This is a genomic window from Microcoleus vaginatus FACHB-2002, assembly GCF_040004035.1.
In the GTDB taxonomy this organism is placed as follows: domain Bacteria; phylum Cyanobacteriota; class Cyanobacteriia; order Cyanobacteriales; family Microcoleaceae; genus Microcoleus; species Microcoleus vaginatus_C.
In genome coordinates this window covers 17,868-38,254 of sequence record NZ_JAMPLN010000032.1, presented here as the reverse complement: position 1 = coordinate 38,254, position 20,387 = coordinate 17,868, and the positions used below count along the sequence as shown (strand labels likewise).

Annotated in this window: 17 protein-coding genes; 8 read left to right on the top strand and 9 right to left on the bottom strand. The window is 45.7% G+C overall.

What is annotated here, in order from left to right:
- Nucleotides 1-222: 222 nt before the first annotated feature.
- A protein-coding gene (locus NDI35_RS22780; RefSeq protein WP_445314735.1) for an IS630 family transposase occupies nt 223-1,178 on the bottom strand; the annotation gives its coding sequence in 2 pieces (ribosomal slippage) (nt 223-836 and nt 836-1,178; 957 coding nt in all).
- A gap of 421 nt (nt 1,179-1,599) precedes the next feature.
- Here NDI35_RS22780 and NDI35_RS22775 point away from each other — a divergent pair.
- From NDI35_RS22775 to NDI35_RS22760, 4 genes are all read left to right on the top strand, one after another.
- The gene (locus NDI35_RS22775) at nt 1,600-1,959 is read left to right on the top strand and encodes a type 1 glutamine amidotransferase family protein (protein ID WP_445314712.1); all 360 of its coding nucleotides are present in this window, start codon (nt 1,600-1,602) and stop codon (nt 1,957-1,959) included.
- A gap of 551 nt (nt 1,960-2,510) precedes the next feature.
- Nucleotides 2,511-3,875, top strand: a complete 1,365-nt coding sequence (locus NDI35_RS22770) for a P-loop NTPase fold protein (RefSeq protein WP_190657420.1) — start codon at nt 2,511-2,513, stop codon at nt 3,873-3,875.
- A 161-nt stretch (nt 3,876-4,036) separates the two neighbouring features.
- Complete coding sequence (locus tag NDI35_RS22765) at nt 4,037-5,014, top strand: shikimate dehydrogenase (protein WP_445314711.1); 978 nt, start codon at nt 4,037-4,039, stop codon at nt 5,012-5,014.
- Nucleotides 5,015-5,121: 107 nt separating this feature from the next.
- Nucleotides 5,122-5,553 (top strand): hypothetical protein, encoded by a 432-nt coding sequence (locus NDI35_RS22760; RefSeq protein WP_333083661.1) that lies wholly within the window; start codon nt 5,122-5,124, stop codon nt 5,551-5,553.
- A 260-nt stretch (nt 5,554-5,813) separates the two neighbouring features.
- Here the strand turns inward: NDI35_RS22760 and NDI35_RS22755 are convergent, their stop codons facing one another.
- The 3 genes from NDI35_RS22755 to NDI35_RS22745 form a co-directional block, all read right to left on the bottom strand.
- The gene (locus NDI35_RS22755; RefSeq protein WP_006631083.1) at nt 5,814-6,101 is read right to left on the bottom strand and encodes a YggT family protein; all 288 of its coding nucleotides are present in this window, start codon (nt 6,099-6,101) and stop codon (nt 5,814-5,816) included.
- A gap of 263 nt (nt 6,102-6,364) precedes the next feature.
- Nucleotides 6,365-6,688 carry a ssl2009 family thylakoid membrane protein gene (locus NDI35_RS22750; protein ID WP_445314710.1) on the bottom strand — a complete coding sequence of 108 codons (324 nt, stop codon included), beginning with the start codon at nt 6,686-6,688 and terminating at the stop codon, nt 6,365-6,367.
- 198 nt (nt 6,689-6,886) lie between these two features.
- Nucleotides 6,887-7,261 (bottom strand): YkgJ family cysteine cluster protein, encoded by a 375-nt coding sequence (locus NDI35_RS22745; RefSeq protein WP_445314709.1) that lies wholly within the window; start codon nt 7,259-7,261, stop codon nt 6,887-6,889.
- A 350-nt stretch (nt 7,262-7,611) separates the two neighbouring features.
- Between NDI35_RS22745 and psb30 the strand changes: the two genes are divergently transcribed.
- On the top strand, nt 7,612-7,752 hold the full coding sequence (gene psb30 / locus NDI35_RS22740; RefSeq protein ID WP_015175616.1) for a photosystem II reaction center protein Ycf12/Psb30: 141 nt from the start codon (nt 7,612-7,614) through the stop codon (nt 7,750-7,752).
- 106 nt (nt 7,753-7,858) lie between these two features.
- Here psb30 and recJ read toward each other — a convergent pair whose 3' ends face one another.
- Complete coding sequence (gene recJ / locus NDI35_RS22735; protein WP_445314708.1) at nt 7,859-9,955, bottom strand: single-stranded-DNA-specific exonuclease RecJ; 2,097 nt, start codon at nt 9,953-9,955, stop codon at nt 7,859-7,861.
- Nucleotides 9,956-10,337: 382 nt separating this feature from the next.
- Between recJ and NDI35_RS22730 the strand changes: the two genes are divergently transcribed.
- Entirely contained in the window at nt 10,338-11,243 is a 906-nt protein-coding gene (locus tag NDI35_RS22730; protein WP_445314707.1) for a bestrophin family protein, read from the top strand.
- 66 nt (nt 11,244-11,309) lie between these two features.
- Here the strand turns inward: NDI35_RS22730 and lnt are convergent, their stop codons facing one another.
- The 3 genes from lnt to NDI35_RS22715 form a co-directional block, all read right to left on the bottom strand.
- Entirely contained in the window at nt 11,310-13,103 is a 1,794-nt protein-coding gene (gene lnt, locus NDI35_RS22725) for an apolipoprotein N-acyltransferase (RefSeq protein WP_445314734.1), read from the bottom strand.
- Between the two features lie 187 nt (nt 13,104-13,290).
- On the bottom strand, nt 13,291-14,373 hold the full coding sequence (gene psbA / locus NDI35_RS22720; protein WP_445314706.1) for a photosystem II reaction center subunit D1: 1,083 nt from the start codon (nt 14,371-14,373) through the stop codon (nt 13,291-13,293).
- A gap of 549 nt (nt 14,374-14,922) precedes the next feature.
- Entirely contained in the window at nt 14,923-15,270 is a 348-nt protein-coding gene (locus NDI35_RS22715) for a histidine triad nucleotide-binding protein (protein WP_172188364.1), read from the bottom strand.
- Between the two features lie 206 nt (nt 15,271-15,476).
- Here NDI35_RS22715 and NDI35_RS22710 point away from each other — a divergent pair, with 206 nt between their 5' ends.
- Together NDI35_RS22710 and NDI35_RS22705 are read left to right on the top strand one after the other, a co-directional pair.
- A complete protein-coding gene (locus NDI35_RS22710; protein WP_445314705.1) occupies nt 15,477-17,006 on the top strand; it encodes a YifB family Mg chelatase-like AAA ATPase in 1,530 nt (509 codons plus the stop codon).
- Between the two features lie 810 nt (nt 17,007-17,816).
- Nucleotides 17,817-19,202 (top strand): hypothetical protein, encoded by a 1,386-nt coding sequence (locus tag NDI35_RS22705; RefSeq protein WP_445314704.1) that lies wholly within the window; start codon nt 17,817-17,819, stop codon nt 19,200-19,202.
- Nucleotides 19,203-19,503: 301 nt separating this feature from the next.
- Here NDI35_RS22705 and NDI35_RS22700 read toward each other — a convergent pair whose 3' ends face one another.
- Entirely contained in the window at nt 19,504-20,340 is an 837-nt protein-coding gene (locus tag NDI35_RS22700) for a hypothetical protein (RefSeq protein WP_445314703.1), read from the bottom strand.
- Between the last annotated feature and the right edge of the window lie 47 nt (nt 20,341-20,387).

Genomic DNA, 20,387 nt, shown 5'->3' with positions numbered 1-20,387 from the left:
CTTTTCAGCCAGTTGACGTTTTTATTCAGTAGAAATTGGCAGGCTTGACCTTACTTTAATCGGCTTTATTCCAGAGGATTTTATAAAAAAACATCTATTAACTAATATGTTAAACTTAGGTCAAGCCACTAAAACTCATGAGCTTTATGTTACCCTAATTATTTACTTTGTGTTGATATATTATATTTTTTTAACAGCTTATATTTGGAAATATAGCGTTTCTCATAAAGATGAGGTACAATAACAGCAGTGAGTAAACCAATTCCTCATATCGGATAATGTAACTTGATTGAAGGCAAACTCTATCGCTTTTGCTAATTCTCGGTAATTAGTCGTCTTGATAGAACGGAGAATGTTTTTGAGTTTTGACCATAAATGTTCAATTGGTGAGAAGTCGGGCGAATATGGTGATAAGTATATTATTTTTGCCCCTTGACTTGTGATGGCTTTTTCTATTTCTTCGCTTGTGTGAATAGTACAATTATCCATCACTACACAACCTGCTTTCCAGAGTTTTGGTACGAGCTTTCGGATGAGAAAAGCCTCAAATGTAATTGTATCAGTTGTACCTATTAAGTTGACTGATGTTAGGACTTCATTGACTGGTATAGCTCCAATTATTGAGACATTTTTCCCCCGTTTATTTGGTTTTTGTCCCCGAGCCCTTGAACCTTTTAGAGAACGAGCATATAACCTAACCATTGCCAAGTTGACTCCTGATTCATCAATGAATATTAAGTCTTTAAAACAAACTTCTCGGACTTTTTGCCAGAACTCATATCGCAGGCCCTGAACTCGGTCAGTGCCTTTCGCGCTCGGAAAGAGAGTTTTTTTTTAAAAGTCATGTTTAAGAGTTTTGCCATTCTTCCCATCGTTGCCACGCTGATGGTAAAACCAATTTTCTGGTACAGTAAATAACGGAGTTCTTCGAGAGTTGCATCATTATTTTCTTCAATCAATTCGGCTAAAATCAGTAGTTGTTCTGCATTGAGTTTCAATTTGACTCCGCATCGCTCAGTTCGAGGAGCAATGTTTTGGGTCTCACGATACTGCTTAACCAATTTTTGGACGAAACTTAGGGCCACACAAAAACGGTTAGCTATTGCTCTTTGTGACAGCGGTTCATTATGGTACACATCCATAATTTTTTGTCTAAAATCAATCGAATAAGTTTTCATATTTACTAATGTGTGATACTTACTAAAATCCTTGATATTTGTCATTCGAGTGACTGCTGTGGGTCGAGTGACTGTTCGCTCGCGCTCCATTTAATTAGAGCTGCATAACATTTTGGGGTTCTATATTTTTCACTCCGTTCAAGTCAGTTATATCATACCTCATCTTTCTGATAAATGCTATATCTACCCCACAAAATCGGTTTTTACTTCTAAAAAACTGGGCTGAGTTAAAGTATTTTTACGAAAATGGCTCATTGAAATAACGGTTCGCAATTGGATAAAGTACACCCCAAACGAGGAGCTTATTATTTTCTGTTTTTTTTACCCAAGCAAACTGCACACAAGTAGTCGGGAAGAACGCTAAAGCCAAATCCCGATGCAACGGCTTGTCTAATTGCTCTTAAATTGGGTACGAGCAGTTTTGGATGAACGTCAATTATTCTGCGAAATACAACTCGCCAAAAGTGGTGGGCGGCAGGTGGCGCGAGTGGAACATATTCTCAATCCTGCACAAATTGACCCCGCAGAACATGGCGCTATTTTCTACGCTGGGGGACACAGTACAATATGGGACTTTGCTGATAACCAGGAACTTGCTGGGATTGGTGCTATTTATGAAGCAGGTGGCATTGTTGGTGCTGTCTGTCACGGGCTGGCGGCGTTAGTTAATCTTAATTTTCAAGTTGGCGTTGTGGCGAGCGAGAGGCTCGTCACAGGCCAAAATCCCGCTTCGGCAGCAGGTGTCGGTCACAAAATGGTAGAATTGATAAAAAATAAGTAGATCCCAAAAAAATATCGCACCGAGAAACCCGGTTTCTTACACAACACCTTCGCGCCTAAGTCAAAAGGCTCTAAGAAAGTAGGTTGGGTTGAGGCACTCGTACCCAAAATTTTAGATTTTACATTTTGGCTCCCATCTAAAATAGCCAATCTAAAATCTTTTGTTGGTTTCGCTCCACTAGGGTTCAACCTACAAGGTATTATTAAAAAACCTGGTTTATGGATACCTGATTTCTACCTGTTTTTTATTCGGTTAACCGTACTTCAACAATCACTTTATTGGAGAACCTTACTGTCATTTTTTCGTCTGTGCTGTCAATGAAGTCGCGTTCGCTATACGAGGATCAATTACTGATTTATGGGAGTTTTTAGTGAGTTTTATTTATTGCCTGTACCCAAAAAAAGTATTATTTTGGAGTGCTGATTTAAGCAGGGAGCAAGATATTGATTGCCCCGTAAAATAGCGAAATCAACTGAGAAGTTGTGCTGATTATTACCATAGCGAAACGAATAAGCTATTAGGGCATAATGTTGTGAAAGATGGAACAGGGTATGGAACTAAATTTACAGAAATTTTATAGCGCCTGCAATCCCAGCTACACCCTGGCAGTAGCAAATCAAAAAGACCGACAATACTATATCGATTTCTCTTCAGTGCGTGGCGGCACAATCGTCGAACAATTAGAGCGCACCATCAGCCGTCTGTCCCCCGATGCACCTACCTGTCAATTATTCACCGGCCACATTGGCTCTGGTAAATCAACTGAATTGCTGCGGCTGCAAGCTCAATTGCAGCAACAAGGATTTCATGTTGTTTACTTTGAGTCGAGTAAAGACTTAGACATGGCAGATGTAGATATTACTGACATTTTGTTGAGCGTTGCTCGTCAGGTGAGCGAAAGCATTGAGAAAATGAAAATCAAGCTGCAACCGACAGGTTTTAAAGCTTTGCTCAAAGGGGTTGCTGATGTTTTTCAAACTCAAATAGACTTGAGAGCTGAAGCTAATGTCCCTGGTTTTGGGGAAATAAATGCCAGCACGGAGGGAGAGTTTTCTCTGGCGCTGGGAATTGGCAAAATTACTGCTAAAGCAAAAGATGCTCCGAATCTGCGATCGGAGTTGAGGCAATATTTGGAGCCGCGAACTAACGTAATTTTAGATGCGCTTAATAAGGAGTTGTTGGAGCCGGCTAATCAAGAACTCAAACGCCAGGGGAAACAAGGACTTGTAGTAATTATCGACAATCTCGATCGCATACACCTGTGCGCGAAACCGACGGGGCGGCTTCAGCCGGAATACCTGTTTGTCGATCGCGGCGAACAGTTGGCAAGACTAAATTGCCACGTCGTGTATACAATTCCTTTGGTGCTGATTTTCTCTAACGATTTGGGCCAGTTGACCAATCGATTTGGGGTAGATCCGAAGGTTTTGCCGATGGTGCCGGTGCAGTTTAGCGACGGTTCTGAGTGCTCTGAGGGTCTGGAATTGCTGCGTCAGATGGTTCTGGCGCGGGCTTTTCCCACAGTGCATCCTTCGCAGCGCTATGCTTTGGTGGGGAAAGTTTTCGACTCTGCGGAAACTCTCGATCGCCTGTGTCGAGTCAGCGGGGGTCATGTCCGCAATTTGCTGCAACTGCTGTATAGCTGTCTGCAGAAACAAGACCCTCCTCTGTCGCGGGAAACTTTGGAAAATGTGATCGTCCAGCGCCGTCACCAGCTTACTTTGGCTATCGAACCGGATGAGTGGAAATTGCTGCGCCAAGTATCCGCTACCAAAACTGTGAGTGGGGAAACTAAATACCAAATCTTGCTGCGTAGTCTCTGGGTGTTTGAATACCGTTACGGCGAGGATTACTGGTTTGATGTCAATCCGATTTTGGCTGACGCCAAAGAGTTTCGGGAAACAGTTGACAGTTGACGGTTGACGGTTGACAGTTGACGATTGAAATCGCTTAAGAGTCAAACGAAGTCCGAGCAGAGGGGGACTAAAGAATAAGGGCGGTCTTGTAGCAGGATATGGTATGAAAATTCACAACAGTCACCAGTCAACCGTTAACAGTCAACAGTCAACTAACAAAAATGATTAAAGGCACTACTAAACTGTTGGGAGTAATTGGCCATCCCGTCGAACATTCTCTGTCGCCGGCGATGCACAATGCTGCTATTTCTCACTTGGGAGTCGATTTTGTTTACCTGCCGTTTCCGGTAAAACCAGGGGATTTAAAAGCTGCTCTTGCAGGATTTGCGGCGATCGGCGTTCGGGGATTTAGCATCACGATTCCGCACAAACAAGCAATCTTACCGCTGCTGTCGGAAGTTTCCCCGATCGCCCGAGCGATCGGCGCAGTCAATACCGTATACCTGACTGACAAAGGTTGGTGCGGCACAAATACTGACGTTGAAGGCTTTCTCGCGCCCCTGCAAACCCCCCCAACCCCGCCTTATCCAGGGGAGGCTAAAGACTCAATTTCTCCCTTAGAAAGGGGCAATACGGCTGTCGAATCCTGTCCCCCCCCTTACCAAGGGGGGGCTAGGGGGGGTTCCGATTGGAGTCAGAAAGTAGCGGTAATTTTGGGGAATGGCGGGGCGGCGAGGGCTGTTGTGGCTGGATGCGCTCAATTGGGATGTGCAGAGATTCACGTTGTCGGCCGCAACGAACAAAATTTAGGGGAATTTCAGCAGAGTTGGGTCAATTCTCCGATGCCGGTGCAGAATTTGCAGGTTCATACTTGGGAGAATTTGTCAATGTTAATCTTGCAGGCAGATCTGCTAGTGAACACGACGCCTGTGGGAATGTATCCGCAGGGGGAAAAGTCGCCGGTTGCGGCTGGTGAGATCGATCGAATTTCAGCAGGTGCGATCGTCTACGATTTAATTTACACCCCTAATCCTACCCTGTTTCTCAAAGATGCACAGCTTCGGGGAGCGCGAGCTATTGACGGACTCGAAATGCTAGTTCAACAAGGAGCAGCCGCCTTAAAAATTTGGCTGGATAAAGAATCCGTCCCAGTTGATGTGATGCGCCAAGCCTTGCGACAGCATTTAGGTCTAGACTAATGCCATTTCTTCAAAAAGTAGCTGTAGTTTTCAGAATTCCTATAAGTAGGAATTTGAGGCTGAATTCGCGCTAAGCTGAGAATTAAAATATACTTGCCCCGCCATTTATGAAATTTCGAGCTATCAGCCTTTTTTTTGCTACTTGCCTAATCGGAATTTTTAGTTTGGTATACACTCCACCTGCTTGGGCTCTGACGCAGATTAAACTTTCCGACCTTTCTTATCGCGAATGTCCGGCAGAAATGGGAGAAGGAACAGTCACCAGCGGCAGTTCTATGGAAGCTACCTGCTTTTTGATTACTGGGAAAGCTGAAAATAGCACCGGCAAACCAGTTGTCAATGCCGATATTTTCGGCCGCATTTATGATGCCGACGACAATCCGGTGATGCAAAACCGCACTCGCTTGGGTTCTATAGAAGAAGTTCCTCCCGGAGTTAGCGATTTTCAGCTCAGAATTTCGGTTGCCGCCAATCAACGAACACCTTTGAAGCTCAAGCAATTTAAAGCTACAGGTTTTACTGGCGTGGTTCGCCGCTAACAAAACTCTTTGAGCTTTTAGATTGCTGAGAAAGAGATTTTGGGTTGGCTGCCCGTGAAACCGATCTGCCGTTTTAGATTGTAGATTTGAGATTTGAGATGGTTGAGTGGCTGGGAATTTCTCATTTCTAATGTACGATGAACTCCCCAGCTTTTCAACCAGGGAGTTCATCTAAAAATGTCAAATCTAAAATTTAGTTGCAGGCAGCTAGGTCTGCCAAACAATTTACGCTTGATGCTTAAAAACTTAAGCTTTTCAAACTACAAGGATGTTTGCAAGCTGGTCAAAAGACCGATCAAGAATTCCGAGCCGAACTGAAGTACAAAAAACGCAATCAGTGGCGAAAAGTCAATCCCTCCCAAGGGGGGGATAATCGATCGGAATAGATTTAGGTAAGGATCTGTTAACTGACTCAAAATCGAAAACGGGGGGTCGTACCAATTGATATTGGGGAACCAGCTTAACAGCACCCGAAAAATCATCAGGACTAGATAGATTTGCAGAAATGTCGCTAGCGTGGTTGCCAAAAGGCCTATTGAAGAACTCATAAATTTTGCTTGTAGTTTGAGTAAAGTTTACAGACACTTTAACTGTGAGTTTAGCATAGCTGGGGGAGTGAGAGAGGAGCCAGAGGAGCGAGAGGGGCGAGAGGTGGAGCATCAGGCTTTTTACGGGCGGCCAGGATAGGATGCCCACCCCACAATAAAATTCACTCTTTGTGGAACAGGCCCAAAAGCCAGTTCTTGAGAATGGCGCAAGATGTTCGTAGCCCCCATCGATCTGCCAGACTAATCTAAAATTTTAAATGGATTCAGGAGTCTGGGGCGATCGAACCCTCGTTGCCCGGCGCCGGCGCGTTGCCGTTTACGTCGCCGAGTTGCAGCCGCACGTCATCTATTGCCTGATTTAGCTGGGCAATTTTATCTTCTAAACTCAGCCTTGCTACTTCCATCCCGTCGGCTTCGAGTTGGCTGGCTTTCCTCTGGCGGATTTTTCTGGTTTTTGCGTCTGAAGGTTCACTCAGCAAAGCTTCAGCAGCGCGCCGCGACAGCACCGCACCCAAAACTGCACCCACCAAGCCGCCAACGGCAGCTCCGGCAATAAATCCCCCTGTAAAACCCTCTCGATTACTCATAGCTCAACTCAACTGCGCGATATTTCCTTAATTTGTTTATTTTGACACTCTCCCGGTGAGAAACCGGGAGATTGTTAGTTGTCAGGTAGGCATTGCACAATTTGAGGAGGATGGTTGTGGGGTGTCCAGCCTGCTGTGAAAATACACGCCTTCGGGTTCATGAGTCCATCCCACAAAACAATCAAAATCATCCGGCAATTATGCAACACCGTCAGGTAAGGCGAGAATTCCGACTTCAGAGTTAAAGCGGATCATTTCCAAAGATCGATCGCCATAAAGATCTTCAATGTGTTCTAAGCAGCACTCGATCGCGAAATCGTTCAATTCAGTCGGCTCAACGCCGTACATTTCCTGAAACACCTCTGAGTCTACCCGACAAAAGCGCGGTCTATCGGCATAAATTCCGCATTCTCGCGTCGCTCGGTCAAAATTGATACACCAACCGTCCTCTCCGACTAAGCTCAAGTAGAGCGATAATTCGTCTTCAGATAAATACTCGTCTAAGTCAGGGCGCTCTGTTGGGTCGAGGTAACAACAAGCACCGCACTGCTTTACACAACGCCAAGTAGCCATAGTTTGATTTTAGATTTTAGATTTTAGATTTTAGATTTTAGATTCGGAGCATAATGTGGAAAATGCCAAACTTTAGGAGATTGGCGCTTTTCAAGTATATCAATTGCCAGCGCCGGAGGCGGATATCCCGAAGGGGCGGTTCGATTTTAGATTTTAGATTTTAGATTGGGGAGACTTTCCGGGAAGGGGCATCAAGTCCCTGGTTTCTTGTGACTGAGAGGTCGATCGTAGTTTACATTTTGTTGAATTTTGTAAAGTTCCTTAAAAAATATGGTCGATAGCCCGGTAAAATCAGAAGCGGATTTTCTAATTCAACAATCTAGACTTAATCACTACAGTCAGGAGGACAAATGGACTTTATAACCGATCTTTTCAGTGGTCTGGGTGGTGTAGACTACCAACTCATTGTTCAGGTAGCTTTACTCGCAGCCGTCGTGCTTTCTGGCCCGATCGTGATTTTTCTCTTGGCAGCTAAAGGCGGCGACCTGTAATTATAGCACGCTCCGGGGCGATCGAGCGTTGGGAGTTTTGAGTTTTAAATTATGCAAAATTCACAACGCTCGATCGCCAATTTTCCCTGCTGCGCCAGTTGTCCAATTAAATACCGAGGGCGTGTTTAGCAGTTTGAATCAAATTCTCAAAAAAAGGTAGAGATACATCGACTTCTCTAGCATCTTTGCGAGAGTTGCCTAACAAACCGATGTTTTGTCCGGGTGCAACAGCGAGAACTTGCCCTTGAGAGTTGCGAATTCTCAATTCCTCGATCGAGCCTGCAGGAGACAGACTGCAAGAATAAGTGCGATCGCAGTAATCAAACTCAACTTTTCCGAACCTCGGTGGCCTGAAAGTAGCAGCATTTGTCGGTAGCCGAACGCCCAACAATTCTAACTCAACCGATGTCTTGCCATTAAAACTATTTTCCCGCAATCGGTAAGCAATATCAACCCGCCGAGGCAAAGGAAAATATTCGCCCCAACGCCAAGCAATACCCTTCACACTAGCCGATACATTTCCATCTTGAGTTGCAGTTAGTTTAACGTGACCTCCTTTACCAACTATTTTCTGTTCAGTTATGCAAACATTAGGCGTCCAAAATACAGGAGCCTTATTTTCAATCCCGCAAGGTTCCAGAGCATCAATTTGTCGGTAAAGGTCGAGATTAATCTCTGCCAAATCTGCCTGCACGTCAACTGAAACCAGCGGCTTGAGATGTTCCGGCTGCAAACATTGATTGGCAAAAATTGACAGTTGATTGCGGAATTGTTCGAGATTATCAGCAGGCATCGAAAAACCGCCAGCCGCTTTGTGCCCGCCAAATTTAGTTAATAAATCAGCGCAAAAATTCAGTCCGTCAAATACATTAAACTCAGGAATTCCCCTCGCCGAACCCCTGATAATTTTATGGGCAACCGCCCCTACAGCCTCGTTTTCGCCAGCCTCATCCTCAAAAGTACCAATAAACACCGGTACGCCGTAGCGTTCCACTAATCGAGAAGCCACAATCCCGATCACCCCGTGATGCCAACCAGGTTGCACGACAACTAAAACTCGTTCTTGCTGCAAGTCGAGATCACTTTCCTCGCACCAAGCGATGGCTTCCTGCTCAATTTCCTGGCACAACTCCTGCCTGCGCTGATTGATTTGTTCGCACTGCATCGCGTTTTTCAGAGCCAATTCGCGATCGTCCGTTGTCAGCAACTCTATCACAATTTGAGGGTCAGCCAGCCGCCCGACAGCATTAATCCGGGGGCCAAGCCTAAAACCAATATCTTCAGGCTTTAACGTATTGCTAGCTTGGCTTTTTGAATTCAGAAGAGGTAAACTTTCCGCACTTCCCGGCTGCACTCCCGCCACCTGAATCAAAGCCTGAATACCGGCCAATTGCGAGTGAGGCAACAGCCGCAAACCCCGCTTCACCCAGCGCCGATTAACTCCTGTCAAAGGTGCTAAATCCGCAATAGTTCCTAAAGTAAATAACTCCAGCAAGGGATTCACCAACCCCCCAACTTTTTTCATCTCCTGAGCCAAAGTAATAGCCAAAACATAAGCAACGCCTACGCCAGCCAAACCGCGATAGGGCGAAGATTCCGCGATTAATTTTGGGTTAAGAATAGCATCAGCAGGCGGCAGTTTTGGGGGTAAATCGTGGTGGTCTGTAATAATAACTTTGACACCGAGTTCTCGCGCTCTAGCAATCGGGCCGTAGGCTGCAATTCCGTTGTCAACCGTGAGAATGAGAGCGACACCTTCCGAGTGAAATTCTTCTACAATGCGATCGTTAATCCCATAACCTTCTCGCATCCGGCTGGGAATAGCATAATCCACATTTGCCCCCAGAGCCCTGAGAGCTCGCAGCAACAAAGCCGTGCTCGTCATCCCGTCAGCATCGTAGTCGCCGCAAATCGCAATTTTTTGCCCTCCCGAAATCGCCTCCCGCAACAATTTGACACTCGCAGCCAAATCTGGAAACTCATCCATTGGCGCGGGCAAAACCAGAGATTCCGGTTCGATAAACCCTTGCACTTCTTTCAGAGAATCGATGCCCCGGTTAATCAGTACCTGTGCCAGCAAGGGCGACAAACCGATTTCAGTGGCAAACTGTTCGGCTTGCTGTGTTTGAGGCGAATAAATTTGCCACCGTTGGTTTGGCAATCGGTGAAAATGCGGGGGCACAGATGTCGGTAGCTCTTGCACGGAAGCTGAGGTTTAAAGATACATGATTAATCTTACCGAATTAAGTGCCTCAGTCAATCAATTTTAGATTTTAGGTTTTAGATTTTAGATTTTAGATTGAGCCTAAAGATTAGTTTTTTGGGTAAAATCCAAAGGTTGTTTGTAGGAAAGCTTTTTTCGGAAGCTCTCACCGCACCCCAATAGGGATACAAGCCCTGACAGAAGTCGTGGAGACCAAAAAATTTTAGACCAAAGTTCAAACCCCCCAGATTTATCTGTGGAGTCAATCTAAAATCTCGAATCTCCAATCGGCTGGCGGGAGCCGAAGAACTAAGCGTAGCAGGCATTTGTGCAGCCCGCGCTAGGGCGCAGAGTGCTAATTTAATTTAATGAGGAGACTTGCATGAGTGGCGATCGACCGCCTTGGTTTAAAATTGCATTACAGGTTCAGGGGTCTGTCATTCCCTCAATTTTGCCCCGCGTTTTGCTGTGCGGTGGCTTTGGAGTTTTTATTTCCCTGCTGCACTTTTTTAACTTGCCCGTTTCCATGCCCATTTTGTCGAGTATTGTACCGAGTATTGTCCTGGGTTTACTGTTAGTTTTTCGGACAAATACAGCCTACGAAAGATTTTGGGACGGTCGAAAATTTTGGGGAACTTTAGTCAACAACGTCCGCAATTTGGCGCGCCAAATCTGGGTAGCAATTGAGGAAAAAGACCCGCAGGATATCGTAATTAAAAAGTCAGTCCTGCGCCTGTTACCTGCCTTTGCAGTGGCGCTGAAATTGCACTTGCGGCAAGAAGCAGTAAATCCAGAATTGGAGGCGTTAATGTCCCCAGCGCAGTACCAAAAGCTCAAATCAATGAACAATCCGCCCCTAGAAATTGCCTTTTGGATTGAGGATTATATGCACGAGCAGTACGAGCGCAATTGCCTCGATGTCTATCAGTTAACTGCTATGAATGAGTTGCTCAACTCTATGATTGATGTATTAGGCGGCTGCGAGCGGATTTTGAAGACGCCTATCCCTTTGGCTTACGCGATTCACCTGAAACAACTATTGTTGCTTTACTGTTTGGCACTGCCCTTTCAAATGGTGAAAGATTTGGGTTGGGGAACCGGCTTAGTTGTGGCTTTAATTAGTTTTACTTTGTTCGGCATCGAAGAAATCGGCATTGAAATAGAAAATCCCTTCGGTCACGATGACAATGATTTGCCTTTGGACAATATTTGTGCTGCCATGCAGCGCAATATCGACGATTTAATTTCTTTATCTCCTAGCGTTCACGAACAGGTGAAAGATAAGTAGAGTCATTCGATTTTAGATTTTAGATTTTAGATTTTAGATACTAATCTAAAATCTAAAATCTACTGGTTAATTTTTAACAATAAACCGCATTAACCCAGCCAATACTAACAATAAAGGCGTCAGCCAATCTCCCCACCGCACGTACAAAGTCCGAGTTTGCCGCCGATAAATAGTAGCATCTCGGACTTCATAGGTATTAATTCCCGACTTCCAAACCGTCTCGCCGCGAGGATTTACAAAAGCAGAGTAACCCGTATTAGTTGCGATAGCTGCCCATCTATCCGTCTCAATTGCCCGCATCACATCGAGAGCGTGATGTTGATCCAACATGGGCGGTTTGTAATGGGCATTGTTGGAAGCGGTGATCATAAATTCGCCTCCATTCGCCGCCTGATATCGGAAAATTTCCGCAAACGCCGAATCGTAACAAATTCCGACAATGGCGCGGCCAAACGGCGTATCAAACAATTGTTTAGAATTGCCGGGTACTAAATGAGCATCTAAGGGGGAAAGGCGATTAATAATGCCGCCTAAAATTTCGTAAAAAGGGATATATTCGCCTAAAGGCACTAGCTTTAGTTTATCGTAGCGACCGACAATTTCTCCTGTGCGATCGATCGCCAATAAGCTATTAGTGATACTATTCTCTTCCTGCCCGAATCCTCCAACCCAAGCTACAACGCCGCGTTCGAGAATAGCTTGGTAAAAAGAAAGAGTAGAACGCTGATACTCGTTTGTCCAGATAAAAGGCAAAGCCGTCTCTGGAATTAACACAGCATCCACTTTTCTGTCTGCTAATTGTTTGTATCCAGTGGTGTAACCTTCCAAAGCGCGCTGCCAACCGGCTGAGTCAAACTTAATCTCGTTAGGAATATTGCCTTGAATAATGCCAATTTTTAAAGCAGTTGCAGCTTCTTGATTCAAAGGGCGGTTGTATAAACTCCATCCTGCAATATGCAAAACTACACACAAACTCGCAGGCAAAATATAAGGAATCCAATTCTTCCTTCTTCCTTCTTCCTTCTTCCTTCTTCCTTCAATAAAAGCTTCGGCGATTAAGCCATTTACTGCTACAATAGCGGCTGTTACTGCGCTGGGCCCGGAGAGTTGACCGAGGTGCAATATTGCTAAATTGTGCGGGCTTTGCGTATATGATAGGGATGTCCACCACAGCGAACCTGTACTCCAAATACTTTCTAAGGCACACCACAAAGCTGTGCCAATTAAAACGCGAGTTAATGCTGAAAATTTAGAGCTACCCCCCCCAGCCCCCCCTTGTAAAGGGGGGGAGTTAAGAAGAATAAGATCGGAGCTACCCCCCCCAGCCCCCCCTTGTAAAGGGGGGGAGTTAAGAATAAGAATAGGATTCTTGCCGGGTAAAGTTAGGGAGTTGAGGATTACAAATAGCCACGCCCAAACGGCGACTAAGGCGGCTCCCCACAGGGTGATGAATGCCCAGCAAAAAAGTGCGATCGCCAAACTCGGCCACCAAGGAACTCCCAACCAAGTCATCGGGTGAATTCCCATAATCCAAGATAAAGCTAATCCGTGATAGCCTATTCCCCAGAGTGAAGGAAGAAGGAAGTTCGGCAACGAGCACTGTACAAGATGTAACGGATGGATGTTGAGGAAAGAAGGAAGAAAAAGAAATTTTTGTTTTTGTTCTTCTATTTTTGGCTTTTGATAACTGACAACCAAAATCCACAGGGGAGCTAATGCTACCCAAGCCAATAGCCAAGCATTTACTGGTGCGGTTGTCAATGCCATCAAAATGCCGCTGAAAAGTGCGATCGCCCAGGCTAATGTTTTTGATTTATGAACCGCGAGTTTTTCAAATTTGTGCCTGTTAAATATCGCCACTTTGATGATTGCCAAAAATAATAATTCCTAATTAATATATCAGATTAATCAGGAAGAAGGAAGCTCGGCAACGCGCAGTGTATGGGATTTAACCGATTTAACAGAAGGAAATCTCTCCCATTCTACTTGCCAAAACAAAAAGCGCCCCTATTTCTAGGAGCGCTTTTTGTTAAATCAAAAGCTAAATTTAGCCGTTGATGGAAGGAGCAACCATTGCTACTGGGGTGACTTCACCGGCGGCCAAGTCGAGGGGGAAGTTGTGAGCGTTGCGCTCGTGCATTACTTCCATACCCAAGTTAGCGCGGTTGATGACATCAGCCCAAGTGTTGATGACGCGACCTTGCGAGTCGATAACCGATTGGTTGAAGTTGAAACCGTTCAAGTTAAACGCCATCGTGGAAATACCCAAAGAGGTAAACCAGATACCGACAACTGGCCATGCACCTAACAAGAAGTGCAAAGAACGGCTGTTGTTAAAGCTCGCGTATTGGAAGATTAACCGACCGAAGTAGCCGTGGGCTGCAACGATGTTGTAGGTTTCTTCTTCTTGACCGAATTTGTAACCGTAGTTCAAAGATTCAGTTTCGGTTGTTTCGCGAACCAAGCTAGAGGTAACGAGAGAACCGTGCATGGCGGAGAACAGAGCACCGCCGAAGACACCCGCAACTCCCAACATATGGAAGGGGTGCATCAGGATGTTGTGCTCGGCTTGGAACACGATCATGAAGTTGAATGTGCCGGAGATACCCAAGGGCATACCGTCAGAAAAGCTGCCTTGTCCGATCGGGTAAATCAAGAATACTGCGGTTGCTGCTGCAACTGGTGCAGAGTAAGCGACGCAGATCCAAGGACGCATACCTAAACGGTAGGACAATTCCCATTCACGACCCATGTAGCAAAATACACCGATCAGGAAGTGGAAAATTACCAATTGGTAAGGGCCGCCGTTGTACAACCACTCATCGAGCGAAGCTGCTTCCCAAATGGGATAGAAGTGAAGCCCGATCGCATTTGATGAAGGAACAACAGCACCACTAATGATGTTGTTGCCGTACATCAAGGAACCAGCAACTGGTTCGCGGATGCCGTCGATGTCCACAGGAGGAGCAGCGATGAAGGCGATGATGTAGCAAATGGTGGCGCTGAGCAAGGTAGGAATCATCAAGACGCCGAACCAACCCACATAAATGCGGTTATCGGTGGATGTTACCCACTCGCAGAACCGATCCCAAACGTTGCCGCTTTCGCGACGCTGTACGGTTGTTGTCATTTGGTTTATGATTGCTTAATTGAATTTTCAAGGTTCGTTGTGGGGATGCCCCACGCTTATATTAGTAACACCATTCACTAAAGTTTGCCAAGGGATTACTGCTGACAATTCAAACATTTTACAAACTTTTACAAAAACTTGATTATTAGTAAATTTTTGTATTTTTTTACAAAGTAAAATTACACATCAAACGGGTTAAATAAAGCGGCCAGAATAACTGAATCTATTGTCTGTAGCTTGGTTCAGCAGTTTGAGCAAATTATTTTTGTTCAGGTCGATTCTCTTTCTATTTAAATATCTGTTAATTAGGTCGTGAAGAGATGATTTTTAATATTTATTTACATATCATCGGTGGATTCTGCGAGGGGAAATTTTTATCGGGAGAATACTGAAAACCGGGTTTTTAGTGCGATCGGGCTGCATTCTCAATAATATCCAATCCACCGGGTTTATTGACGAAAAAAGAAACCCGGTTTCTGAGGCGCTTGGCAATAGAAATCAACCGGGTTTCTGAGGATGAGTCCGCAAGTTCTGCGTAAAAATTAGCCTTTAGCCTGGGGGCCACTTCATCTGCCGACCGCCGAGAATGTGAAGGTGCAGGTGGTCTACAGTTTGGCCGCCGTCGCTGCCACTATTAATGACGACGCGATAGCCGTTGCTAAGTCCGAGTTGTTCTGCTACTCGTTTGACAGTCAGCAGCAGGTGTCCCATGAGAGCATGATCTTCCGACTCGGCATCGGCTAATTTGGCAATAGGCTGTTTGGGAATGACGAGGATGTGGACGGGTGCTTGCGGATGGATATCTCTGAACGCGAGGGCCAAGTCGTCCTCATAAACGATGTCTGCGGGAATCTCTTTGCGGATGATTTTGCTGAAAAGCGTTTCTTGAGTTGTCATGGGTGTTAATGAAGTTCGGCAACGGATTGTGTAACGGATGTAACGGATGTCGGGAAGAGGGAAGAGGGAAGACTCAGCAGGAGAGAGGGAAGAGGAGAAAAAGAAGAGGCAAGGAAAAGTTTTTCTTGCCTCTCCCGATATTCATTAGTCATTGTTAATCATAATAGATGATGAATCAAGGACAGGCAAATTAAGGATAAAGAAAAATGCTTGCTAGGGTTTGGAGTGCATCGATCGTTGGAATTGACGCGGTAAAGGTGGGTGTTGAGGCTGATGTGTCAGGCGGGCTACCAAAAATTGTGGTTGTGGGATTGCCAGATTCTGCGGTGCAAGAAGCTAAAGAAAGGGTTAAGGCTACGCTAAAAAATTCGGGATATGCTTTTCCGATGCGGAGTATTGTGATTAATTTAACTCCGGCAGATTTGCGAAAGGAAGGGCCGAGTTTTGATTTGCCGATCGCCATTGGCATTTTAGCAGCATCGGAACAAGTCAGCGGTCAACTTTTGGGAGATTATTTGTTTTTAGGGGAACTTTCTTTAGATGGGAGCTTGCGGCCTGTGGCTGGGGTTTTGCCGATCGCCGCTGCTGCTCAAAAAATGGGTATTTCGGGCTTGGTTGTACCGGCTGGTAACGCGCAGGAAGCGGCTTTGGTGCACGGAATATCTGTTTATGGTTTTGAGAATATTTTTGCAGTTACTGATTTTTTGAACAATCCTGAAGTTTATTCGCCTGTAGAAGTAAACGGTCGAGAAGAGTTAGCAAAAACGCGGTTTTTGGGTCTAGATTTAAAGGATGTAAAGGGGCAAATTCACGCGCGGCGGGCTCTGGAAATTGCGGCGGCGGGGGGACACAATTTAATTTTTGTGGGGCCGCCAGGGAGCGGTAAGACGATGTTGGCGAGGCGTTTGCCGGGTATTTTGCCACCGCTGACTTTTGATGAAGCTTTGGATGTAACTCAGATTCATTCGGTGGCTGGGTTATTGAAGGATAAGGGAAGCTTGGTGGGCGATCGACCTTTTCGCAGTCCTCACCATTCGGCATCTGGCCCTTCTTTGGTAGGCGGCGGCAGTTTTCCGCGTCCGGGTGAAATTTCTTTAGCACATCGCGGCATTCTTTTTTTGGATGAATTAACTGAGTTTAAAAGAGATGTTTTGGAGTTTTTGCGACAACCGCTGGAAGATGGTTATGTGACGATTTCTCGGACTAGACAATCGGTGATGTTTCCGGCTCAATTCACTTTAGTTGCGAGTACGAATCCTTGCGCTTGCGGTTATTACGGCGATTCGATTCAACAGTGTACTTGTTCGCCGCAAAAGAGGGAGCAATATTGGGCCAAACTTTCGGGACCTTTGATGGATCGGATCGATTTGCAAGTGGCGGTTAATCGTTTGAAACCCGAGGAAATTACGCGACAGCCGACGGGGGAAGAGTCGGAACCGGTGCGGGTGAGGGTGCAGCGGGCGCGAGAGCTCGCAACTCGCCGTTTTCAGTCGGAATCTAGTTTGCGCTGTAATGCGGAGATGCAAAGCAGTCACATTAACAGATGGTGTCAGTTGGATGATGCTTCTCGGAATTTATTGGAGATGGCGATTCGGAAATTGGGGCTTTCGGCGAGGGCGAGCGATCGCATTTTGAAGGTTGCTAGAACTATTGCTGATTTGTCGGGGGATGAAAGCTTGAAAACGAATCATGTGGCGGAGGCGGTGCAGTATCGGACGATCGATCGGATGCAGTAAGTCAGCAACGGCTCAAAAGACACAATACCCCGATCCCCGGCCTCTTAAAAAAGTTGGGTATCTAACAGTTGATTCGGCGATTTAAATCGCTTATAAACATACGAAGTCCCAGCAGAGGGGGACTAAGGGATTAAGGAGGTATTTAACCTCGATTGATGTTGTCCAATTATTTAATTGAGCCAGTGAAACGCCCCCATATTCCCATGTTTATTGTCTGATTTTCTGCTGCATGGTGCCAGGATCACTTGTGACAGTTGCGTAAGTTCTGTTAGTGTTAGATTGGGGGAGGCGACAGCAAACCAAGGCAGCAGTTAAAGTGGCGATCGAGGAAGCTTTAGATCAACTGGCCGAAAGCTAATCAACTGAAGTGTATCAGCGCAAATATCAAGAGGTTTATCAGCACGTATACGAATCTTATTCTGAGGCCACACGCAGTATTTATACCACCGCAGCTTGAAGCTGGTGTCAATGCCACCCACCTACAGCTTTTGTCAAAAATCCCTCATAATTTCATCAAAAATTCATCAAGTTTTTATCCCCTTTTTGTCATTTTTACTGTAATTTATGATACCGATCGCCCAAGTTGGCCGAATCTTCACAACGGCAGAATTTTTAATATTTAATTTCCCGCTCTCGCTCTCCCTCGCTCTCCCTCGCTCTTCCTCTCTCTTCCTCTTTCCCTGGCCCCCTCTCGCTGTTTCACCTTAAAATTTTAAATTTTTGAGTGACAAATCATGGCACGATCGCAGCGGGTTTTGATACCATGCAATCAAGCGCAAGACAATCAGGGAATGCACTGGAGGTGTGTAAATGGAGCTTTTCGGAGAACAAAAACGGTGTTTGGATGGTTTGGTAAGCTCGATCGACCAATTGGGAGGTCGAGTAGATATTCCAAAGCTGGAGCAGATAGCTGAGCTAATCATTCAAGCGATGAGAGGGCCTTGGCGCTCCTTTCACACGTCGGAACACATTTTTGAGGTCGGGGGGTCAGTCGATCCGATCGAGGTGCTGGCTGCGCTGTTTCACGACCTCGTGTACGTGCAAGTCGATCAGGGCGTTAGTTTCAATATTAGCAGCGCCCTTTGTCCTTTTGTCAAAGAGGTGCGATCGCAGTTAGTTATTAGAGATGAAACCGAACTGCCCGACGATGCCATGTATCAGCTAGTGGCCTCAGTATTTGGGTTTATTCCCGGCAAGACTCTCTCTTCGTTTGCCGGCCAAAACGAATTCTTGAGTGCTGTTATTGCTGCCAAATCTTTGGAGCCTTTTTTGCCACCTAGTACGATCGCTGAGATAACAGCTTGCATCGAAGCTACTATCCCTTTTCGTCCCGTTTCGCCCAGTGGTTTGAGCGCGATCGAACTTTTGCACCAGCGTTTGGTAAGTATAAATCGCGATTTTAACATGGAATGGAACCCTGCAAAAATTGTAGAAATTGTCAAGCGTGCTGTCAGGTTAGCAAATAGAGATGTCGAGAATTTTGCCTCTCCAAATTCCTCTAATTTCTTAGACAATACCTGGAACTTGATGCCAGAAACCAACCACGAATTGACCAATGTTAATTCCTATACTGTTGCCGGGTATCGCAAGTCTCTGCAAAAAATGGAAGGATTTTTGAAGTTCCTCAAACCCGAACTGGTTTTCCAGCAGTTTATGCAAGAGCCGGACGATGAAACCTACGCTAACCTGATTGCCCGAACTCGCAAAAATATCGAAGTTGCTAAACTTTATTTTGGTGTCAAGCTAATTACCATCGCCATTTTAGAAGCTCTTTCCTACCGTTTGGGGCGCGATATTCCGCTTTCAACGATGATGGGAGAATTGCGGACACCAGGATTTAAAACCTCGGTTTTGGAGGATTACTTGCCCAACAGACAGAGCGCCTACCCCTTAGAGACTCAGTTGCAAAGAGAAGTGTTATACCTGCTAGAAATAGGACGCAATCAAGAATCGCGCTATGATATTAAAAACTCCCCGGTTTCTACGTTTATTATCAAATCTATCGGCTTTGCTGAAACTGAAAACTTGTTGAAGAAAGCTCAAGAGTTTTTTGCAGATCCTACTTCCTCGGAAGAGTTTCTCTCTTACTGCGCTCCCGATGTCATCGAGACCATCTCCTCCGGCGTGATGAAACTCTTTGATAGCAGGAAGATGGCTTTAGGGAAAGTTAAATTAGTTCACCAAACTGTTTCTTAGGATAGGTTGGCACAATCTTAAAACGTTTTCCATTGCAGAAACCCGGTTTCTTGAGTTCAGCCCCAATGTCCGGTTACTCTGAGATGTTGCACCATTCTTGCTTAACAGGCTTTCGGGCCTGTTCCACAAACAATGAGTTTTCTGGTGGGGAGTAGGGGTTGGGCAGGAGAGCCCGCCCAAAAAAAGATTATTGAGAATGGTGCAATATTTCAGTTTAAACCATAAAAAAAGTCCTCTTTAAAGGACTTTAGCTATGAGTGTGGGGTTTGAACCCCTGGCGGACTAATTCAACATCAAACTTCTATTGCGGTGAACCAGCCGCACCCTCTGCGCCGGAGTTGCTATCAGGTACAGCCGTACCCGTAGGATTAGAATCGCTCTGGTTTTCCGTATTAGTTTCGCCGCTCGTACCTGCTCCAGAAGCGCCCTCACCTTGAGTTGGAGATGGAGTAGCTGAACTCTCAGGTGCTGGAGTTGGCGGAGTGGAAGCTGGCTCCCTCTGCGAATTCGGAACCGTAGTATCGGTATTATTTGACGGCGAAGATGGAGACGGCGCTGCTTGCTGAGCGGGTGCATCTTGCTGCTGTGAATTTGGAACCGTAATATTGATATTGGGAGCCGGATTTGCTTGAGGAGCCGGAGTTGCCTGTTGAGCTGGACTTGGTTGAGGAGCAGGGGTAGCGTTTTGAACTGGACTTGGTTGAACCGGAACAATCTTTTGAATGATCGTTTTTTCTCTCTCTATAGTCCGAGTCGGAGCAGGTGTTGCTGAAGGCTGATTCGCTTTGGGTACAACAATCACAGGAGCAGAAGCAGGAGTAGGAGCCTCCTCACTCCGATTGAAGTAATATACACTGCCCAGAACTAAGCCTACCAAAGAAGTAAGAAGAATCCCTAACAGTAACCCGCGACCCGCATTCTCGTTATCGCGGACTTCTTGGACTCCAAGTTGGCGGTGGTTTTCGGCCATTTGACCCTGTACATAACCTTGGTGATGAGCTGCTTCTTTAGAAGCCTTACCCGTTGTACTCGGAACATTTGTAGTGGTTCGCGTTGTACTGACGTGGCCGTTAGTTGCATCGGTGTGAACTTCTTGATGAATTTCACGGCTAGAGCTATTTTCTTCGTTAGGTTTCATAATTATCTTCGCCACAACTATTCAAAAAGTATTTGTCTGTAGGAGAT